This is a genomic window from Streptosporangium sp. H13245 (assembly GCF_055690525.1).
On sequence record NZ_JBSZKT010000002.1, the window covers coordinates 506,107 to 530,109 of the forward strand.

A 24,003-nucleotide genomic window follows, 5' to 3' on the forward strand; every position below is an offset into this window, starting at 1 on the left:
CCGCAGCGGGACAGGTCACCGAAGGTAGGCGGACGACGAGACGAGGCCCCTTCGGTGATTGTCAGAATTTATGACGCAATCAAGTGTAATTTCTACACTAAGTGTCCTAATCCGGACACATATCGGTAATTGCCGGGACGAAGTACCCGGCTTACGCTTCACAAGCCATCCTTTCCGCCGAACGCCATCCCTCGTTCAGCGTGGATCCGGCCACCGGCTCACCACCGCACCTTCGTCTCGATGTCCCGATGCCCGAAAAGAGGTCCCCCCATGTTTCCCGCCCAGCCATCTCCCGATAGCGGCATGCGGATGGATCGTTCCAAAACGCAGTGCGACCCCGGCGCGGTCGCGCCAACCCCCTTCCCGTTGCTTCTGACGCGTCTGGAGGACCACGTCAAGGAAGCCGGGATCACCCAGAACGCGATATGCGACGGCGCGGTCATGGACTTCATCGCGGCGATCCCCGACCCCCAGCTCGGCAATCTCGGCGCGCCCGCGCTGGCCCTCCTGAACAACCACATCGACGCGGCGGTGCACGCGTGCTCGCTCATGGCCGGTGGGTCCTCGGTCGCCTCCTTCGTGTCCATGGTCGCCACCAAGGCGACCAACACCTACACGGCGGCCAACAACATCGCCGCCACCGAGAACGAGGTCGCGCGAGTGGGCACGGAGGTGCGCACGCGCCTCGACCCGTACGTCGTCGCGTGCGAGCGGCGGCTCTATCTGAACCACGCGGACGTCCCCGCCGACCTGAAGCTCCTCATCCAGAACCACGCCCCCGGCTCCGTCAAGGACCCCCTGGTGGAGGCCGCCGACCAGATCCTCCAGGCCACGCACGCGCCCAACGATCCCACCACAGGTGAGAAGAACGCGCTGGTCCAGGCCCTGGAAGCCCTCCCGGTGGTCCAGGCCATGTACAACAACAAGCTCGCCATCGGCTCCGGCTCCGAGGGCGGCACCCTGCCCAGCATCGTGGTCACCACCGCGTGCAAGGCCCAGAAGCACTTCGGCACGTACGCCGAGCGCTTCTACAAGAGCGCGCCGACAGGCATGATCATCTATGCCTCCCTCGTACAGCCGTCGCGCAGGCCCCCCGCGAAGCACGTGTCGAACATCGAGGTCACCGAGGACACCGTCGTGCCCGGCCTGTTCTGGATCGGCACCCGGGTGACGCAGTATCGGGCGAACGCCGCGCGAGTGGGCAACAAGGTGCGCCTCTCGGTGATGGACGAGACCCCGACAGTGGTGCACGAGATCGGGCACCAGGTCGAGTTCTACCTTCCCGCGGTCGAATGGATGCGCCTGCACCAGATCATCAGAATGCGAATGGTCGGTGCCCTGCTCGTCAACATCTATCCCCAATCAGAAAAGCCCGAACCGGCCTTCGACATCAGCGCCATGCCCGCGTTCGAGGCGTACTACGCGAAGCCAACAGAGCAGAGAAGCGGAAAGTACTATCCCGCCAAGCTCTATTCCTCGGGTGACACCGAACTGCTGTCCATGACCGTGCAGTTCTTCAGCCAGCCCGACACCGCCCGCCTCATGATCCAGCTCGACCCCGTACTCGCGGCAACCGTCCTACGCGCCATCCGCCCCGACGACTTCACCCACTTCCCCCCCAACCTCCTGGCCCTGCTCCCCACGTGAGCCCCTCCGCACACCACCCGCGGACCGCCCTGAAGAGGGGGGCCGGCCACAGGATGCTCTCCGGGTAGAGAAACTTCCCGCTGAGAGGCGAATCGAGAAGCGGGCGTCGTGATATCGACCTGGCGGCCGGAGTCGTTCACATCCGGCGCCGGGTCGAAACACCGAACGGTCGTCAGACGCCCTTCACTCTCCGAAAGGAGACGTTCCCCTGCCGGACAGTCTTGCCCCGTGTCTCCCCGATCACCGGACGACCTTCCATCCAGCCGAGATTACGTGCCGAGAAAGGAGCATGCCGCGTAGACACCCCTTCAATGTTCCGGCCACACAGCGCGCCGCCTTCATGAATTCTTCACGTCATTTCAGGCCCGAACATCGCACTGTTTTATCACGTTTCGATGTCAACAAAGATCACCCCACCTGCGGAAACTACTGACGGTGATATTTGCCGAGTCCCTCGACGGCTCATCATGTGTGGATCATTCGCCCATGTGAGCGACACGTCGAGGCATGTGAACACATGTTCGGCAAATTCCAGCGATTACTGATCGTAGATCTTGACCGACCTTGCATCCCTCTGGCTTGATCAGGGCGTTCTCGTGTCGTCCACGCCCCTGTCAGAGCGGAGCCATGTGCACCCTTCGCCCTCGGAACGTTCTCATCGCGGAAAATCATTCGTCACCCGGACAACGCGTCGGCTGGCGGCCCTCAGTGGTTCTCTAATCCTCACAGCCGGCCTTTTCACCGCCTCAGCGCCCGCGGCCTCGGCCGCCGACCCCCTGACCGACCTCGGCGTGTCCTTGGGCTTCTACTCGCTGGGAGGTGATGTGGTCGCCGGCGGCGGCAAGGTCTTTGTGTCCGCAGCGGACCGAATCGTCGTCACGGACAGTAGCGGCACGCTCGCGGGTGCCATCACCGGCCTATCCGGAGCGGCGGGCCTCGCCATGTCTCCGGACGGTACCCGCCTTTACGCTGCGTTGCGTGGTTCGAATGAGATCGCCGAATTCGACACCGCCGCCCTCACCATCACCCGGCGGATTGACCTGACCACGTACCCGTGCCCGTCATACCTCTCGCTGTCCGGCAACCGGCTGTGGGTCGGGCACGGTTGCGCCACCTCGTGGAACAGTGGCGTCCTCAGCCTCGACTTGTCGGAGACGCAACCGGACCCGGTCGAACTCGCGACCGGCATGTTCTCCGCCCCACTGGTCGCCGCTGGTGGGAACACGCTGGTGATCGGCGACCCGGGAATCGGCCCGGGTGACCTGCTGGTGTACGACGTGAGCGCCACCCCTGCCGTCCTGCGCGGCGAGATCGACGGCCACACGCAAGAGCTGGGCTCCCTGAGAGACCTCGCCATCACGTCTGACGGCGCGATGGTCATCTCAGCGTTCGGTTCCCCGTATCACTATGACAGCTGGGACACCACGAGCCTGACCAAGATCCGCACCTATGGCGCATACCCGCAGACGTTCCCGGGTTATCCGGTATCTGTTGCGATCAGCTCGGATGGCGCCTATGTCGCCGGTGGGCGGTACATGGAATCCTCCAGAGGCATCGAGTTGCACGACACGGCGACAGGGACCGAGGTCTACGCGAAAGGCGTACCGACCGGTGAGATGGTCACGGGAGGTCTCACCTTCTCAGGCACCGACGTTTTCGGTGTGATACGGGCTGGATCCAATAACAGGCTTCACCTGTGGCGGTCGGAAAGGCCCGCTCTTTCGCCCTCCACCGTGACTTTGACAGGTCCATCCGCCGCGACCGCGCTGGAGCCGCTCATCCTGACCGGCCGACTCACGCTGGCCGACGGATCGGCTCCGGGTCCGCAACCGCTCGCGGTGACCCGCCGACTGCCCGATGGGACCAGCGCGACACTCACCGATGTGACGACAGCCGCAGACGGTACGTTCACCGTCACCGACACTCCGCGGATCGCTGGAGAGATCGGCTACGACGTGCGCTGGGAGGGTAACGCGGGCCACCAGGGGAGCACAGCCTCCGTCACCGTCACAGTCACCAAGCAGGGGTCGTCGCTCACCCTGACCGGGCCGACGAAGGGAGTCGCCGGCAAACGACTCAGGTTCAGCGGCGAACTGAGCTTCGGCGGCCAGGCTTCCGATTCGCCTTCCTCGTTGAAGGTGGTGCGCACGCTGTCCAACGGCAACCGCCCTGTCACGACCGTCCTGCCCCCGGTGACCTCCTCCGCTGACGGGTCGTTCGACTTTTCCGACAGGCCGCCTGCCCGCGGCCGGTACACGTATACCGTCCAGTGGGCCGGTGACAACGCCACCCTGCCCGCGGAGAACACTCACGACGTCACTGTCCGAGGCAGGCGCGAGTAACCGGCATCGCGACCGGCCAAGGATCGAAGGCGGTGTCCGCCTGAGCACGTCCCCCTGTGGTCACCGACATCGACCTGGGCCCGATCTGGCCTGACGAACTCCTGGTCTCGGACATCCGTCGAGCCGGGTCGATCTGCCGGTGACAGGACTCACGATGAGAGGGTTCCGGATACTCCGGGACCCTCTCCCCCTCGCGCGACGCCCCGGGGATCCAAACCGATTCGTACATGCCGACTGGTCTTCGCCGTCGCTTCCCAGGCCAGGACCGCCCGCTCAGCGGCCCAACCCCCTCCGCGCAGAAGGAGCCGTAGTAGCGCTCCTGTTCCTTGAACCGGATATGCCCCGAGGGGGGCTCAGAACAAAATCACCACAGGTCAGAAGCCTGGCAGCTCAGAACATCGAGATCTGATCCGGGTTGGTGACTGACCTGCGGTGATCGCCTGGAAGGCGTCCTGAGCTGGGCTTTTGGCGTTTACTGCTTCTCATCGTTTCGTAGTGCTTCTCGCGCCCATGCGCCCTGCGTGTGCCCTGCGCCCTCCGGTCTGGAGGGCCGCCACCGTCGGGTCCGGCCGTGCGAAAACCGCTCGATCATGAGACTGAGCGATGGCTACGCTGGCGAGTATCTCGCATCACCTGTCGCTGTCTTCGGTGCTCTTACGGAGCGGGGACGAAACAAGGCAGGAGGCCGGTTCCGTGGCGATCCCCAAGAAGGGCTCAAGGCTGATCAGCGTCGACGGCACCGCCTATCGCTGGCGGATCCGCCACAAGCCCACATACTCCCAGGGAAACAGCTGGGGGCCGCTGACCTACGCGGTGGAGACGGCCGAGGGGCAAGGGCGGGTTCTCCTGGTGGAGCTCCCCTGCTCTCGACCGGACGCCTGGCTCGGGGAGCGAGCGATGACCGTACGACCGACTCTCGTGACGGCGACCATACGGAGAGCCCTTGACCGCGGCTGGGATCCATCGCAGGCGGGCGGCGCCTTCACCCTCAACCTCACCGAGGATGAGCTGAGCGAAGTGATGAACGGCCATCCACCCTCTCACAGAATCACCTTTAGACCCGTTTGGCCGATTTAAAAACACTCGCTTCAGGAGAGCGGTGGCAGCGTGGCTGGCTTACGCGGTGTGAGCTGTGCGAATATTTCGCACAGCTTGAAGATCATCCCACGTATATCCCACATTCGCTGAGTGAGTGTTCGGCTCATAAGTGATGTGTTTTGTGCTTGTTTCTGCAAGCGGTAGAGAGTCGAAGAGTGAAGCGTCTGGGGAAGCCGGTATCTGTGATGACGCTTGGGGTGGATGTGCCAGTGACCTGCGGCCTTTCTCCTGTCTGGTTCCATGATGATCCGTTGCGGGCTCTTTATGGCTGGCGGTGACGCTGTCGTGACCTGCAGGCCTCTGGGCTCAACGGTCTGACAGGCGGTAGGCCACTTCCGTGGCTGGATCTCCCCCTATCCCAGCGATCTGTCCGATGCCCGCTGGGAGCTGATCGAACCCGTCCTGATCGCCCGCCGCCAAGCCGGCGCCCCGGGTTTCGGACGGCCTGCCGAGCACGATCTGCGCACCATCATGAACGCGATCGTGTACGTGGACCGCACCGGCATCGCTTGGCGCTACCTGCCGCACGACTACCCGCCCTGGGCCACCGTGTACTGGCACTTCGCCGCCTGGCGCGACGAAAAAGTGTTCACCGAGCTGAACGGGCTGCTGCGCCGTCTGGTGCGCCAGGCCGAAGGCCGCAATCCCGAGGCGTCGGCGTGCGTGATCGACGCACAAAGCGTCAAGACCTCCGCCAACGTCCCCGCCTCCAACCAGGGCACGGACGCGGCCAAGAAGATCGTCGGCCACAAACGCAGCATCGCGGTCGACACGCTCGGTCTACTGCTCGCTGTCTTGGTCACCGCCCCGGCGTGCAGGACTCAGCCGCCGGCATCCCTCGACCCGCCGCCTCACCAGAGAAAACACCCCAAACTGGCGCGGAACCCGAGCACACGAACCAGACAGAACTCACAAGATCAAAAATTAGCTCAGAGAAGGGTCTTGACCTGCGATTTCAAGATGAAATTAGTCCATTGAGCGTCATCTTCCTCGAAGGAGAGACGACGCGGTACCTCACCTACGACGTCGGTGCAGGAGGCGTCTGTAGACAATGCACTGCGTCACGATACCGACCGTGGTCGCGCGAATGTATCCGGCCGTTGACTTCAGAGAGTCAGACTGCTGATTCATGGTCACGACAAGGCTCCGCAAGGCCATGAGCTGGGCGGATGTGATTCGGCAAGCGCGGGTCCGCGCAACACGCGATCACGGAGCATCTCGTTCCCGATACTGAAAACGATCTTTACTTTATCGCCACCTTATGTGACGATCAAGTCCGCTATGGCACACCTGTTCGAAAGGTTGCGAGTGGACTCACGACGATTAGCGTCCGGCTTATCCGGCCGAACGCGCCGCCGTACTGCCTTGATTGCGGCTCTGACACTGCCGCTCTCGCTCATGAGCACACCCACCATCGCCCAGAGCCCTACACCATCCCCTACCTCGATATCCAAATCGACAGCCGCCATCACGGAGCCGACGCTCAAGGCTGCTTGGGAGGAGGCGGCAAAGTCCGGTAAACCCGTCGAGGTTCCCTCTCGCTCCACTGAGACCATGAAGGTCTGGGCAAACCCTGATGGCAAGAACATGCGAGCCGAGCTGCACACCCGACCCGTCCAGCTCAAAAACCCGGCCAGCGGCGCCTGGGAGCCCATCGACACCCGCATCGTGACCCGCGACGGCAAGCTGCAGGCCGCCCGGGTCAAGTCCCCGCTGACCTTCGGCGGACGCGGCACCAGCCACCTGGTGTCAACGACCGGGGATCACGGCAAGATCGGCCTGGGCGTGACCCGCACACTCCCAGAACCCAAGATCTCCGGCAATGCGGTCACCTACCCCAATGCCGTCGCACCGGGAGCGGATCTGGTGGTGCTGGCCCAGGCCGACGGCTTCATCTCCCAAGTGGTCTTCCGGCAGCGGCCGACCGGCCCGGTCACCGTACGGCTGCCGCTCACCTTGCCCGAGGGCGCCAACTTCGGAAAGACACCGCAGGGGCTGCCGCAACTCAAGGACGCCAAAGGCGAGGCCAAAGCCGCGCCGATCGTGCTGACCGCGACGGACGCCAAGGTGGAGGCCGCCCCTGAACAGGGCAGGACCTTCCCCGTTAGCGCGCGCGTGAAGACCACCGGTAAGACATCGGAGCTGGTGTTCTCCCCGGATGAGAAGTTCCTGGCCGACCCCGCGGTGACCTACCCGGTGACCATCGCCGCGTCCTCCATATGGTTCGGCGGCGGCGCCCCCGACGACGCCTGGATCAGCAGGAACGACCCCTACAACAACAACGCCGCGGCCGGGTACCTTCGCGCGGGCACCACCTCGACCAGCGCGGACATCGCCCGCGTGTTCATGAAGTTCAACACCACCGACCCGATACTGCAGGGTGCCACCGTCAACGACGCGGACCTGCGGATGTGGAACTACAAGTCCGGCGGACCCAATGGACAGCTGTGCGGGGAAACCATGGGCGCGGGCATCCGGGCCGCGCGCGTCACCTCCGAATGGACCCTCGACGGGACGATCGACAGCCTGGACTGGTACAACCAGCCCTCAAGCATGGCCGCCGAGGAGGTGAACCGGGCCGGTTACAACTACGACGCCGACCCCGCCAGTTGGTGTGCCAAGGACGAGGAACTCTTCTACGAGGTCACCGGCATGACCCGCGCCTGGATTGACCAAACCGAACCCAACCATGGGATGGTGCTGAAGGCTGCCAGCGAAAGCGCCGCGATCAACTGGCGTCAGTACTACTCCAGCCAGTTCGGCGGCGGCGATCCGTATCCGGGCTACCGCCACCCACCCGCTCTCATCATCGACTACACCCCCGCGCGAGAAGAGATCGTCGCGATTTGGGGAATGTCTCCAGACAGCTCGACTGCAGACGTCCTGGCAGCGGCGACGTCAGCTGTCCCGGTGCAAGCTCCCCCAGCGGTTCCGCGTGAGCAGATGAACGCAGCTGCCCTTACTGGAGATGGCTATACCGAAACTGCTCCAGAGGACCTGGTTCTTCCTGAGGGGCTGACGCCTGAACAGATCGAAGAATTTCTGAATGGCCCAAGGCCTACGGAGCCACCCGCGCCTCCATCTGTGGTGTCTACGTCGCCAGTTAACTCGCAGACGAACGTTGCAACCAATACTCCGATCAAGGTGACGTTCAGCCAACCTATGGCCAGCGGGAACATCGTCGTCACGAATCCACAAGGCGCTCCTGTGGTGGGCAACGCAGCCCTGGAGTCAGGTGATCAAGATCTGGTCTTCACCCCGGATCAGCCTCTTGCCGCAAACATCACCTACACGGCCACAGTGAGCGAGGCGAGGAATTACGAGGATGTGGCCATGTCGCAGTACACATGGTCGTTCACCACGGGTGGCTCCGGCACCGACGCACCAACCGTGACCGGGACTGAGCCCAGCCGGGACGCTTCCAACGTGCCAGCCAGCACCGCAGTCAAGGTAACGTTCAACAAGGCGGTGTCTGAGGTTCAGCTGACGATCAAGGATCAGTCAGGCGCGATCGTGCAGGGCACGCTGGTGGGCAGCAACGGCAACGCCGAGTGGACCTTCACACCGGTTTCCCCGCTCGCCGCCCAGAAGACGTACCGGGTCGATGTCAGCGGCGCCAAGGATTCTTCAGGCAATGTCATGACGCCCTATACCTGGTCGTTTACCACAGCCGCAGGCACACCGCAGCCAATCCCCGGGCTGGTGGCAGCCTACGGCATGAATGAAGGATCGGGCACCAGCGTGGCCGACTCCTCCGGCCGCAACAACGCCGGGGTGGCCGCCGCCACCTCATGGCAGAACGGCAAGTACGGCAAGGCGCTGTCGTTCAACGGCTCCTCCAGCATGGTCACGGTCGCGCATGCCGCGTCGTTGCGCTTGACGACCGGGATGACGCTGTCGGCCTGGGTTAATCCGGCCACGGTGACCGGCACCGCCTGGCGCAGTGTGGTGACCAAGGAGCTGAACGCCGATGGAGCTTCCTATGCCCTGTACGCCGGCAACGGCAGTGGCGTTCCGTCCGGCTGGGTGCAAACCGCCCCTGAGGGCTCGTCGACGGCCAACGGAACCTCCCCCTTGCCGGTGAACAGCTGGAGCCACCTGGCGCTCACTTACGACGGCACCACTCTGCGGTTGTTCGTCAATGGCCAGCAGGTCGTCCAGACCGCGCTGAGCGGCAGCCTCTATGACGACGGCAGCCCGCTGCGGATCGGCGGCAACGTCGTCTGGCGTGAGTACTTCAGTGGCCTGATTGACGAGGTGCGCATCTACAACCGCGCCCAGGCCGCCGCCGAAATCCAGACCGACATGACCACCCCGATCGGTGAGGTGGCGCCGCCGGACACCCAGGCGCCGACCGCACCCGGCTCGCTCGCCGCGACGGGCGGCCCCGGCAACGCACAGCTCACCTGGACAGCCTCGACGGACAACGTGGGCGTGGGCGGCTACCGGATCCACCGCTCCACTACGCCGGGATTCACACCGTCGGCCGCGAACCAGGTCGGCTCGTTGCCGGCCACCATGTTCACCGACGCGGGCCTGACGGTGGGGACGTACTACTACCGGGTCCGCGCCTTCGACGTGGCCGGCAACCTCGGCCCGTCCTCGAACGAGGTCTCGGCCACCGTCACGGCCCCGCCGACGAATCCGGCCCTGGTGGCTGCGTACGGCATGGAGGAGGGCTCGGGCACAATCGTGGGCGACTCCTCCGGGAAGAACAACACCGGAGCGGCCACCGACACCACCTGGGCAAACGGTAAGCACGGCAAGGCCCTGTCCTTCAACGGCACCTCCAGTTGGGTCACTGCCCCGCACGCCACGTCGCTCCGCTTGACGAACGCCCTGACGTTCTCGGCGTGGGTCCAGCCGACGACAGTGGATGGCTGGCGCACCGTGCTGATGAAAGAGAAAGCCAACGGCGCCGCCTACGGACTGTACGCGTCCGTGGGTGACGTTCCAATGGGTTACCTGGAAAACACCACCACTTCCAAGTCTGTGGTGGGTGACGATCCGCTGCCGCTGAACCAATGGAGTCACCTGGCCGTCACCTATAACGGCACGATCATCACCCTGTACCTGAACGGCACCCAGATCGACCAGACGCCGATGACCGGCAACCTCATCGACGGCGGCGGTGTGCTACGCCTCGGTGGCAACAGCGTCTGGGAGGAAGAGTTCTTCAGCGGCCTGATCGACGAGATACGCATCTACAACCGCGTTCAGACAGCGGCCGAGATCCAGACCGACATGAACACCCCCGTCGGTATCGCCGCAACCAACGTGACAGCACAGCAACAGCGCAGCAACGCCACCACGAATCCTGCTCCCGTGATCGACAAACTAACGGTTAACGACGCCCACATCGTGGATGGCGACGCCGTCACCTCCACCCTCACCCCTCGCTTGACCACCTGGCTGGCTGCCGGACGCGACAGCGAGGCGAAGGTAGAAGTGGAAATCGCCCGCACGCCCACCAAGTCCATCAAGGCAGACGAGGTGATCTCGGACAAACGGCTGATCTGGTCCGGCCAGGCCACCGCCGAGCCCGGCGATTCCCGGGTAACGCTACAGGTCCCCGTGGACCGACTGCGAGACGGCGAGAAGGTGCGATGGCGAGCCCGAGCCACGGCCGACGGCGTAAGCGATCCCTGGACCGGCTGGAAAACCGTTAACGTTCGCGCCTCGACAAGCGAGAATCAGCCAACCACTAAGTCCTCGGCCACGTCTCCTGGTCGCGCATCAACGTACTCGGCGAGCAACTTCAAATACGACAGAATCAGGGACAACAACGACTGCCAGTCAAACGCAAGGAGCGCCTACGGATACGCTCCCGGCAGCAGGGTACTTCAGAATCCGAAGGGCTACGCAAGGAACCGTTTCTCGTGGTGCGCCACATACATGTCCGGACTGGTCCGCGTTAAGCGCGACAGATTCGGCAACATTGTAAAGAACGCGCAGGGTCAGCCGGCCACCACCGATGAGGTCTGGTTTCCACAAATACTGATCGGGCGCACCTATCAGGGAAGTCGAACCATGGAATTCGATCTATGGGTAGACGAAGCAATCAACTCCAAGGGCGACTTCTTTGAAGGGAAGACCTTCTCCATCGGCATGATGGGATCCGGCTACCCCAACGCAAATGCTTGCCTCCCTGTTACCAGGGACGGCCTGAAGACGTCGTACCTCGGAAACGAAGCCTACTGGGACAACAGAACGGTAAACTTCAAGTTCGAATCCTACGTCGACCCGGGATCAGCAGGAGCCGACAATCGCGAGTTGATAGGGACCTGCACTACGAGGACCACTCTTAACCTCGCCGGAATTAATGGCTACCAAGAAGCACTACTTCCGCCAAAGCAAAGCATCCGATGCGATTCCGCCAGATACGCCGGATATGCGCAAGGGTGCATCTTCGAACACGAGACACCATCTATCGCCTTGAAGGAGAACCACCACCCGAACGCATACTCACACATCTCCTTGGCATACTCTAACCCCGATGCCACCCACCCTAAACCCACCGACCACGCTAACGCCTGGCCAGTGAATGTCGATGGAATTCGAAAAGATACGAAGAAGGTAATTCCCGGCCTGAGCAAGAACAGGCTTATTCACCGGCTCTACCAATACGATGACGAGATCCTTCAGACCTTCGACCGCTCCAAGCGCAACACGGGCAGAGCGCAGTCGGCATGCCGATGGTCATACCATCCCACATGGAATGGCACAGGGTCATTTCCGTGGGTCGCTGCCGGCAATCAATGCGATGAGTTCCCATTCGCCTCCACGTATGAGGGCGCCTGGGTGTGGTGGCAGAATAATATGCCGAACGACTCAGGCAAGTACCAGCCAAAGGGTGTGAACTATTCAGTGAAGCCCATACCCGCCGCAGAAAACAACGCATGGGGCGGATCTGGGCCAGGGGGCATCCGGTCTTATTATGTGTACGATCGCATGCTGGACGGGGACGCTTTCTTCATCCGCCTCTACAACAGGGAAGGCGTCCGACAGAATCATTGATCCGGGGCAACGCAACAAGCTAGGGTTCGTCTAAGATGCAGGGTGCGGTCTCGTTCCGAAGACCGCACCCTGCGTCATCAATGGGATATACGGAGCGTGAATGTCGCAACTAGTCGATCGTCTCCACGAGACCATTACGGTGGAGCGAAGTCAGTTCATGCTGAGAGATCAGGACGGCACCTTGGACGAGCCGGCGGGCTGGCCTAGCGTGGAGGAGGTCTCAGCACGTTTCAGCCAAGGCTCCTGGTTCGAGGCCACCTTGAATTGGGCGGTATTTCTGAGCAGTGACGGATGGCATGAGACCCAGGTCGTCCTAGAACTGTGGGATGACTCCCCTCCCGATGCCACCGGTTCCTGGGAAAGGAGTAAGGTAGCCCATTTTTATTCCAGTTCCGGCCTCGTCTACTTGAGTAGGTTATACGGTAGCGGACCCCCGCCTGTGCCCCTGGATCTGCGCAGAGATGCCGACGAATGGAATATCAGGGCAAGCCGTCGTCCGGGAGGGGGCTGGAGTTGGCCAGAAGAAGATTCTCCTCCACAAGGCGTTGAGGAGTGGTGTATTCAGTTCTGGCCGCTACGGGGCCTGGTCACTGACCTTACTGATACTTCCCGTAGAACAGCGGACTCCCCTAGCGTCCAAAGGTACCTCGAGGCTCTGTCCAGGCCTGGAGCCTGACGCTGCAGATTTCGCAGCTCCCGTATTAACTTATACGACTCTTTGGGCGGGCCAGAAGATGTCCGAAAAGGCCGTCTGGCTGACCATTACGGTAAGTCGTATTGCCTGGCGAGGGTCAGGGCTTGCTTCTCGTCCACCTGACGTTCCCCTGCCGGAGAGCCTTGCCCTGCGTCTCTCCGATCACCAACTGGCCTTCCCGCCGGTCGAGATCACCTTGCCCTGGCGGGCACCGGAAGGGCCGCCGCACTCGGCAGAGCTGATCTTCATGACCAGGCTGCACAGCCTGATCAATCGCTTCGTCTGGAAACCGACCCTGATCAAGGCTGGCATCTCGACGACCCGTGAGAACGGTTTCCACATGCTCCGCCATCACTTCGCCTCGGTGCTTCTGGAGCGGGGTGTGTCCATCAAGGCGTGGTCGACCTCCTCGGGCACGCCGACTCCGGGTTCACCCTGCGGACCTACACGCACCTGATGCCGTCCAGTGAGGACCGCATGAGGCAGGTCATCGAAGATGCGTGGGCGACGGGCCAATGCGCCCCGAGAGGGAACTGCGACAAGATCACCGCAGGTTAGAGACCCGCCCGCTCAGAACATCGAGATGTGGACGTGGTCGATGTGGTTGGCGGTGTTGCCGCCTCGGTTGGACATCATTTTCCAGCCGGCGCCGGTGCGGACGTCGTAGTACCGCTGCTGCCAGATGATGTACATGACCCCGAGGCGGTTGCCGTTGTCGATGGCCCACTGGGCGAGGCGGTTGCCGCGGTCCATGGCCTCCTCGGTGGGGACGCTGCCGCCGCCGCTCATCATGAAGTCGCAGGCCCGGCCGCTGCCGTGGTCGCCGGGGTCGCCGGGGCGCAGGCAGCCGTAGCTGAACGGCATGGGGAAGGTCTGCAGCACGAGGTTGCGCATGGTGATCGTCCGGGGGGTCAGGCCGCCGCTGCCCGAGGGGGTCTGGAAGCCGTACTTGGCCAGGAGCTTCTCGATCCTGACCCGCTGCCGCTTGAGGTCGGCGATGTCCTTCTTGAGCTTGACGATCTTCGTGTCGGCGGACTTCTCCGCGGCCTTGGCCCTCTTGATGAGGTCCTTGACCCGGTTGAGCTGGGTGGCCCGGCGGCTGGCCAGGTAGGACATGGTGGCGGCCTGGCCGAGGGCCAGGTTGGCGTCGCCCTGGAAGCTCAGCAGGTTGCCGTCGTCGAGGGCGCCGCCCATGTAGGCGGTCTGGGCGAAGCGCACGACGTCGGTCTCGGCGTTGGCCAGGGCGCGCCTGAGGCTCTTGGCGTTGGTCGTGGCCTTGCTCGCCTGAACCCGGGTCTCCTCCAGGCTCTGCACCTGGCCGCGGTAGCTCTTGTTGATCGCGGCGGCCTCCTGGGTGAGCTTCTTGAGCTCGGCCTCGGGGTTGGGCTTGGCGGCCCGGAGGGGCGCGGCCCCGGCGACGGCCGGCGACAGGAGCATCACGGTGAGTGCGACAGCCAATGTGGCTGCGCGAGTCGGCCTCACGCTTCGCTCACCTCCGGAGCCACCTCATAGACGGAGCGAAACTATAGAAGACGATCTTGGCGCTCGCCACCGGAACGAAGGAACTCGCGCACCATTGGTGAACTATCTACTCCTTTAAGGGGATTTAAGCGAGTACTGCAAGACATGTCACTCCTGTCACTGGGGCAAATCCTCGCACAGGACACACCACCCCCTCGCGGTACGAGGACGCCGGTCACCCTTGTCATCAGCGACAGAACATGATTCGGTCTCAAGCAGGTCCCAAGCAACGGCAGGGCGCGTGGCGCCCCGCCCAGCGGATGAGACCATCCGAGAATCGCGACTCCGGCCCGCCCACCAGGAGGCAACACATCATGCGCCAGCACGACACGCTCTTCATCGGAGGCGACTGGGTGGCCCCCGCCGGGACCGGCATCATCGACGTCGTCTCCCCGCACACCGAGGAGGTCGTCGGCCGGGTCCCCGACGGTACCCCCGCCGACATGGACCGGGCGGTGGCCGCCGCCCGCCAGGCGTTCGACCACGGCCCGTGGCCCCGGATGACGATGGCCGAGCGCGCGGCCGTCGTCGGCAGGCTCGCCGAGATCTACGCGACCCGCCAGGGCGAGATGGCCGAGCTCATCACCCTGGAGATGGGCTCCCCGATCACCTTCTCCCAGCTGGCGCAGGCCCCGCAGCCGCTCGGCATGCTCCAGTACTACGCGGAGCTGGGCAGGACCTTCCCCGTCGAGGAGGAGCGCCCCGGTACGTTCGGCGCCGTGACCGTCCGCCGCGAGCCGGTGGGCGTGGTCGCCGCCGTGGTCCCGTGGAACGTCCCGCAGTTCGTCATCATGATCAAGCTGGCCCCCGCCCTCGTCGCGGGATGCACGGTCGTGGTCAAGCCCGCGCCCGAGACCCCGCTCGACCCCTACCTGCTGGCCGAGATGGTCAAGGAGGCGGGTATCCCCGACGGCGTCGTCAACATCGTCGCCGCCGGGCGCGAGGCGAGCGAGTACCTGATCTCCCACCCGGACGTGGACAAGGTCGCCTTCACCGGCTCCACCGCCGCCGGGCGGCGCATCGCGGCGATCTGCGGCGAGCAGCTCAAGCGCTGCACCCTGGAACTGGGCGGCAAGTCCGCGGCGATCATCCTGGACGACTGCGACCTGCCCTCCGCGATGGGCTTCCTGTCGATCGCCTCGCTGATGAACAACGGCCAGGCCTGCATCGCCCAGACCCGCATCCTGGCCTCGCGCAACCGCTACGACGAGGTCGTGGACGCGGTCTCGGGGATGGTACGGGGCATGCCGGTCGGCGACCCGTCCGACCCGGCGACCGGCATCGGCCCGATGGTCGCCAAGCGGCAGCAGGAGCGGGTCGAGAGCTACATCAGGATCGGCATCGACGAGGGCGCCAAGCCGGTCGTCGGCGGCCTGGAGCGCCCCCACGACCGCGGCTGGTACGTGGCCCCGACCGTCTTCGCGGGAGCCACCAACGAGATGCGCATCGCCCGCGAGGAGATCTTCGGGCCGGTCCTGACGGTGATCCCGTACGAGGACGAGAAGGACGCGATCCGCATCGCCAACGACAGCGACTACGGCCTGGCCGGAACGGTGTGGACCGCCGACACCGAGCACGGCATGGACGTCGCCCGCCAGGTGCGCGCCGGCGCCTACGGCGTCAACCTCTTCATGATCGAGAACACCTCGCCCTTCGGCGGCTTCAAGAGCAGCGGCCTCGGCCGCGAGCTGGGCCCGGAGGGACTGTCGGCCTACCTGGAGTACAAGTCGATCGCCCGCCTGGGCTGAAACCGGCCCCGGACGCGCATCCCACCCCCGACCGGCCCCGGACGTACATTCCTGCCGACGGCCCGCCCCGACCGATCCCGGACACGCATCCTGGCCGACGGCCGACCCCACACCCCGACCGGCCCCGGACGCGCATCCCGCCCGTCGGCCCACCCCGCGCCCCGGCCGGTCCCGGACGTCGGCCTGCCCCGGCCGGTCCCGGGCGCGCGTCACGGCCGACGGCAACCGGAATCCCCGCCTGTCCGGTATAGGCGGGTGTGCCCGTACGGCTCGCGAGGAGCCCGTACGGGCACACTGGGCCGGACGGCCGCCCAGCGCACCCCCGCGACGCTGGGCGACCATCCGACCACAAGAAGTATGTCCTACGGCGATCCCCGAGCGATGATTCGGGTCCCGTGGACATCTCCCGGCGGATTTCATCCATCCGCTGCTGTGGTAGACGTGTTTTATCCGCGATCGGTTCTGGAAACGACCGTGAGAGTTTGCCGGGCGATCTCGAACTCCTCGTCCGTGGGGATCACCGCGATCCGCACGGCCCCGTCGTCGGCGGAGATGAGCGTGTCGCCGCGCGCGTTGCGTACCGGGTCGACGGCGATGCCGAGCGCCCCGAGACCGGCCAGCGCCCGCTCCCTGACCAGGGCGGAGTTCTCCCCGACGCCGCCGGTGAAGGCGATGACGTCGACCGTGCCGAGGACGGCGTAGTAGGCGCCGACGTACTTGCGGAGCCGGTGGCAATAGACCGACATGGCGAGTTCGGCGTCCGGGTCGTCCTCGGCGACCCGTTCCGCCACCGCGCGCATGTCGTTGTCGCCGCAGAGACCGAGCATGCCGCTGCGGCGGTTGAGCAGCGTGTCGACCTCGTCGAGGGACATGCCTCCCGTGCGCACCAGGTAGAGGACCACCGCCGGGTCCAGGTCGCCGCTGCGGGTCCCCATGACGAGACCCTCAAGCGGGGTCATGCCCATGGACGTGTCCACGCACCGCCCGGCGGACACCGCCGAGGCGCTGGCCCCGTTGCCGAGGTGCAGGACGATCACGTTGGCCCGGGGCCCGTCCGCGAGGAGAGCGGCCTGGCGGGAGACGTACGCGTGTGAGGTCCCGTGGAAGCCGTAGCGCCGCACGCCCAGCCGCGCGGCCACCTCGCGGTCGATCGCGTACGTCGAGGCGGCCGGGGGGATCGTGGCGTGGAAGGCGGTGTCGAAGACGGCGACCTGCGGCAGGTCGGGGCGGAGCCGCCGGGCGACCTCGATGCCCGCCAGGTTGGCGGGGTTGTGCAGGGGCGCGAGCGGGATGAGCTCCTCGATCCCCCTGACCACCTCGTCGGTGATCAGCGTGGGCCGGGTGAAGGCGGTGCCCCCGTGCACCACCCGGTGCCCGATCGCGGCGAGTTCGGGGGAGTCGAGTCCCAGGCCGTCGGCGGCCAGCCGGTCGGCGACGACCTCCAGTGCCGCCCGGTGGTCGGGGACCGGGGAGCCGGGCTCGCCGACGCGCTCCACCATTCCCGAGGCCAGCCGCTCGGTGCCGGACAGCAGCCGGTACTTCACCGACGAGGACCCGGAGTTGAGGACCAGCACCCGGCCGGGAAGGTCCCCCGGACCCAGGCCGCCGCCCCCGCCCGGGTCGCCGTCCCGGGCCGGACCGCCGCCCCGGCCCAAGCCACCGTCACCACCCGGACCACCGCCCCGGCCCAGGCCACCGTCACCGCCCAGGTCACCGCCTCGGTTAAAGCCACCAATACCGCCCGGACCACCGCCCCCGCCGGAGGTGCCGGTCGGTCGTGCGGCTCGATCGCTCATGGGGTGACCTCCTGCGCCTGTACGGCGGTGATGGCGACGGTGCTCACGATGTCGGTGACCAAAGCCCCGCGCGACAGGTCGTTGACCGGCCTGCGCAGCCCCTGCAGGACGGGCCCGATCGCGACGGCACCGGCCGAGCGCTGCACGGCCTTGTAGGTGTTGTTGCCGGTGTTCAGGTCCGGGAAGATCAGCACGGTCGCCCGCCCGGCGACCCGGGACCCGGGCAGTTTGGCGGCGGCGACCCTGGCGTCCACCGCCGCGTCGTACTGGATGGGCCCCTCGACCAGCAGGTCGGGCGCCCGCTCGGTGACCAGCGCGGTCGCGGCGCGGACCTTGTCGACGTCGGCGCCGCTGCCCGACTCGCCGGTGGAGTAGGACAGCATCGCGATCCTCGGCTCGACGCCGAAGCGCCTCGCCGTACGGGCCGAGGAGATCGCGATGTCGGCGAGCATCTCGGCGTCGGGGTCGGGGTTGATCGCGCAGTCGCCGTAGACGAGCACCCGGTCGGCCAGGCACATGAAGAACACCGAGGAGACGACCGAGGTGCCGGGAACCGTCTTGACGATCTGGAAGGCGGGCAGGATCGTCGCGGCCGTGGTGTGCGCGGCCCCGGAGACCATGCCGTGCACGAGGCCCCGACGCAGCATCATCGTGCCGAAGAAGTTGACGTCGGTGACCACGTCCGCGGCCAGCTCGGAGGTCATGCCCTTGTGCGCCCTCAGCGCGGCGTACTCCTCGGCGAACGACTCCCGCAGCGGCGAGGTCAGCGGGTCGGCGACGGTCACGCCCGACAGGTCGAGGCCGAGGTCGGCGATCCGCCGCCGCACCACGTCCTCCCTGCCGAGGAGGGTGATGTCGACGATGCCGCGCCGCAGGAGGATGTCGGCCGCCCGCAGGATGCGGTCCTCCTCACCCTCCGGCAGCACGATGTGCCGCCGGTCGGCCCGCGCCCGCTCCAGCAGGGTGTGCTCGAACATCATCGGGGTGACCCGCTCGGAGCGGGTCAGCTCGATCCGGTCGGCGAGACCGGCCGCGTCCACGTGGGCCTCGAAGTGGCCGAGGGCCGTCTCGATCTTGCGGGGGTTGTCGGCGGTGAGCCGTCCCTCCAGCCCGGCCAGGGTGGTCGCCACGGTGAAGCTGTCCTCCTTGGCCGCGAGCACCGGCACACCGGGCGCCAGACGGGCTGTGAGCTCCCGTACGGCCTCGCTGGGCCTCTCCCCCACCGTGAGGACGACTCCGGCGGGTCTCGCCGTACCGGCCGCCTCGACGGCCAGCGAGACCAGCAGCAGGTCCGCGCGGTCGCCCGGCGTGATCACGAGCGCGCCGTCGGCGAGGTGCTCCAGGAACACCGGGAGCGTGGCCCCGCCGAACACGAACCCGAGCACGTCGCGGCGCAGGCCGTCCTCGCCGCCCTGGACCAGTTCGGCGTCCACGGCTCGCATGACCTGCCCGACGGTCGGCGCGGACAGGGACGGATGCTCGGGTACGGCGTAGCAGGGCACCGGCAGGTCGCACTCGATGACCGTGCCCTCGGGCACCCGGTTGGCGATCACCGCGAGCACCGTGCAGCCCAGGTCGGAGAAGACCTGGTGGCCGGTACGCATCTCCGTCGCGATCTCCTCGGCGTCGTCGCCGTGCGCGCCCACCACCACGATCACCGGGGCGCCGAACTCGGCGGCCAGGCGGGCGTTGAAGGCCAGCTCGCGCGGCAGGTCGTCGGTGTCGAAGGAACTGCCGAGCACCAGCAGCGCGTCACACTCGCGCTCCAGGGTGTGGAAGCGGGCCACCAGGCTGCCGATGAGCTCCTCCGCGCCCCGCTCCGCGTAGATCTCCGCGGCCTCCTCGGCGCTCACCCCCGTCGCCGAGGCGGCGGGACGGTATCTGGCCCTGAGCAGCTCCAGGGTCCGGTCCTCACCTCCGCCGGTGATCGGCCGGAACACCCCCACGCGGTCGGCCCGCCCGGTCAGCAGCTCCATCAGGCCGAGCTCGACGATCTGCCTGCCGTCTCCCCGCCCCAGACCCGCAACGTAGATGCTCCGCATGCGTCCCGCTCCTCGCCGTCACATCGACATCGCCACATGGTCAACATGGTCAACACGGTCAATCTTCACGAGGATAGACACCTTCCCGCGGCCCATCCCCCGATGCGGCGGACCAGATCCGGGGTGGCCGCCGACTCCGCGTGGCCGAAGCCGGGCTCGATCCACAGCTCCTTCGGCTCGTTCGCGGCCCCGTAGATCTGGTACGCGTGGTCGAGGGGGAAGAACCGGTCCGCGTCGCCGTGCACGACCAGGAGCGGCACCGGTGAGATCTTCGCGGCCGCCTCGTACGGCGCCAGCGGCAGCGGGTCCCACACGCCCTTCATGATCCGGGTGCGCTTGCCCAGCCGCGCGGCCAGCCGCCCGACGGGCCTCTCGATCGCCCAGTGCACCTGGCGCATCGGCCGGGTCCCCCGGTAGTACCACCGCGCGGGCGCGCTCACCGACACCACCGCGTCCACGCCGCCCAGCACCCCCGCGTGCCGTACGGCGACCGCCCCGCCCATGGAGAACCCGACGGTCACGACCCTCCGGTAGCCGATCCCCCGCGCGTGCCGTACCGCCGCCTCCACGTCGAAGATCTCCATGTCCCCCACGGTCGACCGGCCCCCGGAACGGCCGTGTCCCCTGAAGTCGAACGCCAGCACCCCGCCGAACCCGCTGAGCACGTGGGCGATGCGGCGCGTGGCGCGTTCCCTGAGCGATCCGGTGAAGCCGTGGGCCAGCACGATCCCGAGGTCGCCCGCACCGCGCGAGGGGGTGTGGGCGGCGTCTATCCGCAGGTTGTCCCGGGTTCTGAGCATTACGGAGAACGATGGCGCGAGAGGCATGGATCCGAGCTTAGGGAGTTCCGGACGCCCGGTCCCGCCCCGCCCGCGGCCCCGGCGCGGCCCCGGTCCGCCGTACCGGCGACGGGCTCCGGCAGGGGGGCCGGAGGGTGTCCGGAGGGTGAATTGGCGCACTTCATCTGCCGGAGGCGTGAGAGCGATTGTCCGGATCAACTAAAATGGGAGGGCCGCACAGTCCGCGGCCAGCCTCCACGATCACAGAGTGAGACTCCATCATGCCTTTGAACAGCCGCGACGACCTGCGGAACATCGCGATCATCGCGCACGTCGACCACGGCAAGACCACTCTCGTGGATGCCATGCTCTGGCAGTCGGGCGCCTTCCGCGTCAACCAGGACGTGGACGACCGCGTCATGGACTCCAACGACCTCGAACGCGAGAAGGGGATCACCATTCTCGCGAAGAACACCGCCGTCAAGCACGGCGGCATGACGCTCAACATCATCGACACCCCCGGTCACGCCGACTTCGGCGGTGAGGTCGAGCGGGGCCTGTCCATGGTCGACGGCGTCGTGCTGCTGGTCGACGCCTCCGAGGGGCCGCTGCCGCAGACCCGGTTCGTGCTGCGCAAGGCGTTCGCCGCGAAGATGCCGGTCATCCTGTGCATCAACAAGGTCGACCGCCCCGACGCCCGGATCAAGGAGGTCGTGGACGAGGTCTACGAGCTCTTCATCGACCTGGACGCCACCGAGGACCAGATCGACTTCCCGATCGTCTACGCCTCGGCCAAGGCCGGACGCGCCTCGCTCAACCGTCCTGAAGACGCCGGAATGCCGGACTCCGAGGACCTGGAGCCGCTGTTCGACGTCATCAAGAGCACGATCCCGGCCCCGGTGTACGACCCGGAGGCCCCGCTGCAGGCGCACGTCACCAACCTCGACGCCTCGTCCTACCTGGGCCGGATCGCGCTCTGCCGCGTCCACCAGGGCACCATCAAGAAGGGCCAGCAGGTCGCCTGGTGCCGCACCGACGGCAGCATCCAGCGCGTGAAGATCACCGAGCTGCTGATGACCGACGCGCTGGAGCGCAAGCCCGCCGAGGAGGCGGGGCCCGGTGACATCATCGCGATCGCCGGAATCCCGGACATCATGATCGGCGAGACCCTCGCCGACCCCGAGGACCCGCGCCCGCTGCCCCTCATCACGGTCGACGAGCCCGCGATCTCCATGACCGTCGGCACCAACACCTCGCCGCTGGTCGGCAGGGTCAAGGGCTCCAAGGTCACCGCCCGCATGGTCAAGGACCGGCTCGACAAGGAGCTCGTCGGCAACGTGTCGCTGCGCGTCCTGCCGACCGACCGTCCCGACGCGTGGGAGGTGCAGGGCCGTGGCGAGCTGGCGCTGGCCATCCTGGTCGAGCAGATGCGCCGCGAGGGCTACGAGCTGACCGTCGGCAAGCCGCAGGTCGTCACGAAGCTCATCGACGGCAAGGTCCACGAGCCGGTCGAGCGGGTGACCATCGACTGCCCGGAGGAGTACCTCGGGGCGATCACCCAGCTGCTCGCCGTCCGCAAGGGCCGCATGGAGCACATGACCAACCACGGCACCGGCTGGATCCGCATGGAGTTCGTGGTCCCGGCCCGCGGCCTGATCGGCTTCCGCACCGAGTTCCTGACCGAGACCCGCGGCACCGGCATCGTGAACCACGTGTTCGAGGACTACGAGCCGTGGTTCGGCGAGCTGCGCACCCGCAACAACGGCTCGCTGGTCGCCGACCGGCCCGGCCCGGTGACCCCGTTCGCCATGCTGAACCTCCAGGAGCGCGGTGTCCTGTTCGTCCAGCCGACCACCGAGGTCTACGAGGGCATGATCGTCGGTGAGAACTCGCGCTCCGACGACATGGACGTGAACATCACCAAGGAGAAGAAGCTCACCAACATGCGCTCCTCGACGAGCGACACGACGGAGACGCTGATCCCGCCGCGCCAGCTCTCGCTGGAGCAGGCGCTGGAGTTCATCCGCGAGGACGAGTGCGTGGAGATCACCCCGGAGAACGTGCGCATCCGCAAGGTCGTCCTCGACGCCTCGACCCGCGCCCGGACCACCGCCCGCGCCAAGCGCACCAACTGATCCTCACCGCTCCACCCACGTCCCGCCGGGCTCACCCGGCGGGACGTTTTTTCTGTCCCGTCTCGCGCGACCCGGCTCGGCGTGAGCCGGTCTTCGTACGGGGTCTTACGGGTTTCGCGGGTCCGGTTTCGTCCGGTGTGGCTGTGCGCCGGATGGCTTCGTCCGGCTTGACCTCATGTGGTCTGGCTTCGCACGGGACATCTTCGGTACGGCACGACTTTGACCGGCGACGACGGCGTGGTGCCCCCGGCGCCCACCCCCTCCTGAGGTAGGAACCCTGTGCCGGCTGCTCCCCGTCACGGCAGGGGAGCCCAGGACTCGTACGGGGGATATCTCATGTTTCACAGGACCTGTCTCGCCCTGACCGTCGCGCTCGGGACGGTGACGGCCGGAGCCGGTACCGTCCCGGCCGCCCACGCGGCGACTCAGACATACAAGGCGTCGCGGATGTCGGAGCCCACGCCGTGGCCCTGGCCGTCGGCCGAGGCCGTCATCAAGGACACGGCGGGGAAGAGCGTCGGCTTCCTGCGCATCGACCACAAGCTGTACAACAAGTCCAGGCTCGCGATCACCGTCGGCGGCCTGCCCGCCGGGTATCACGGCTTCCACATCCACACGAAGGGCGTCTGCGACCCCAAGGCGATCGACCCGGTCACCCGCAGCCCCTTCGCCAGCGCGGGCGCGCACTTCACCGTCTTCCCCGTCACGCACAGCGGGCACTCCGGCGACCTGCCCAACCTCCTCGTCGCCGAGGACGGCACCGGCGACGCGACCGTCGTGACGGACCGCTTCCGGGTGGGACAGCTCTTCGACAGTGACGGCAGCTCCGTCGTCGTCCACGCCCTGCCGGACAACCACTCCAACGTTCCCGGCCGCTACGGCCACCAGGGCGACCCGACCGGCGACACAGGGCCGGACGCGGAAACCCTCAAGGCGGGAGACTCCGGCGGGCGCATCGCCTGCGGCGTGATCACCAGAAACTAGCGGTCTCCGGAAACTGAGGGTCCCCGGAAACCGATGGCCCCCGGGAACCGGCGCGCTCCGGGAACCAGCGGTCCCCAGAAACTAGCGATCTCCGGGAACCAGCGGTCTCCAAGCCCTCTCCAAGTGCGGCCGGGCAGGATTCCGTACCGAAAGGGGGATTTATCACCATGCAAGTCATGACCGGCCGGATGCACCTGGCC

Annotated in this window: 12 protein-coding genes and 1 pseudogene; 9 read left to right on the forward strand and 4 right to left on the reverse strand. The window is 66.2% G+C overall.

Annotated features, from left to right (window positions below; genetic code table 11):
* Positions 1 to 309: 309 nt before the first annotated feature.
* From ACW9TB_RS06200 to ACW9TB_RS06225, 6 genes and pseudogenes are all read left to right on the forward strand, one after another.
* Positions 310 to 1,647, forward strand: coding sequence for a hypothetical protein (locus tag ACW9TB_RS06200; RefSeq protein WP_472746957.1), 1,338 nt, complete (start codon positions 310 to 312; stop codon positions 1,645 to 1,647).
* 791 nt (positions 1,648 to 2,438) lie between these two features.
* Complete coding sequence (locus tag ACW9TB_RS06205) at positions 2,439 to 3,989, forward strand: hypothetical protein (protein WP_472746958.1); 1,551 nt, start codon at positions 2,439 to 2,441, stop codon at positions 3,987 to 3,989.
* Between the two features lie 693 nt (positions 3,990 to 4,682).
* Entirely contained in the window at positions 4,683 to 5,066 is a 384-nt protein-coding gene (locus tag ACW9TB_RS06210; RefSeq protein ID WP_472746959.1) for a hypothetical protein, read from the forward strand.
* 366 nt (positions 5,067 to 5,432) lie between these two features.
* Positions 5,433 to 5,923, forward strand: a pseudogene (locus ACW9TB_RS06215) (IS5 family transposase); the annotation flags it as partial.
* Between the two features lie 718 nt (positions 5,924 to 6,641).
* Entirely contained in the window at positions 6,642 to 12,104 is a 5,463-nt protein-coding gene (locus ACW9TB_RS06220; protein ID WP_472746960.1) for a LamG-like jellyroll fold domain-containing protein, read from the forward strand.
* 734 nt (positions 12,105 to 12,838) lie between these two features.
* Positions 12,839 to 13,255 (forward strand): site-specific integrase, encoded by a 417-nt coding sequence (locus ACW9TB_RS06225; protein ID WP_472746961.1) that lies wholly within the window; start codon positions 12,839 to 12,841, stop codon positions 13,253 to 13,255.
* A gap of 113 nt (positions 13,256 to 13,368) precedes the next feature.
* On the opposite strand, the gene ACW9TB_RS06230 is transcribed toward ACW9TB_RS06225, so the two are convergent.
* A complete protein-coding gene (locus tag ACW9TB_RS06230; protein WP_472746962.1) occupies positions 13,369 to 14,235 on the reverse strand; it encodes a VldE C-terminal domain-containing protein in 867 nt (288 codons plus the stop codon).
* A gap of 398 nt (positions 14,236 to 14,633) precedes the next feature.
* On the opposite strand from ACW9TB_RS06230, the gene ACW9TB_RS06235 reads away from it, so the two are divergent.
* The gene (locus ACW9TB_RS06235) at positions 14,634 to 16,067 is read left to right on the forward strand and encodes an aldehyde dehydrogenase (protein WP_472746963.1); all 1,434 of its coding nucleotides are present in this window, start codon (positions 14,634 to 14,636) and stop codon (positions 16,065 to 16,067) included.
* Between the two features lie 446 nt (positions 16,068 to 16,513).
* On the opposite strand, the gene ACW9TB_RS06240 is transcribed toward ACW9TB_RS06235, so the two are convergent.
* The 3 genes from ACW9TB_RS06240 to ACW9TB_RS06250 all read right to left on the reverse strand — a co-directional run bounded on the left by ACW9TB_RS06240 (position 16,514) and on the right by ACW9TB_RS06250 (position 20,705).
* A complete protein-coding gene (locus ACW9TB_RS06240) occupies positions 16,514 to 17,863 on the reverse strand; it encodes an acetate/propionate family kinase (protein WP_472746964.1) in 1,350 nt (449 codons plus the stop codon).
* A complete protein-coding gene (gene pta, locus ACW9TB_RS06245; RefSeq protein ID WP_472746965.1) occupies positions 17,860 to 19,905 on the reverse strand; it encodes a phosphate acetyltransferase in 2,046 nt (681 codons plus the stop codon). Before pta ends, ACW9TB_RS06240 begins: the two co-directional genes overlap by 4 nt.
* 65 nt (positions 19,906 to 19,970) lie before the next feature.
* A complete protein-coding gene (locus ACW9TB_RS06250; protein ID WP_472746966.1) occupies positions 19,971 to 20,705 on the reverse strand; it encodes an alpha/beta hydrolase in 735 nt (244 codons plus the stop codon).
* 260 nt (positions 20,706 to 20,965) lie between these two features.
* Between ACW9TB_RS06250 and typA the strand changes: the two genes are divergently transcribed.
* The gene (gene typA, locus ACW9TB_RS06255) at positions 20,966 to 22,819 is read left to right on the forward strand and encodes a translational GTPase TypA (protein ID WP_472746967.1); all 1,854 of its coding nucleotides are present in this window, start codon (positions 20,966 to 20,968) and stop codon (positions 22,817 to 22,819) included.
* A 336-nt stretch (positions 22,820 to 23,155) separates the two neighbouring features.
* A complete protein-coding gene (locus tag ACW9TB_RS06260) occupies positions 23,156 to 23,803 on the forward strand; it encodes a superoxide dismutase family protein (RefSeq protein WP_472746968.1) in 648 nt (215 codons plus the stop codon).
* Positions 23,804 to 24,003: the final 200 nt, after the last annotated feature.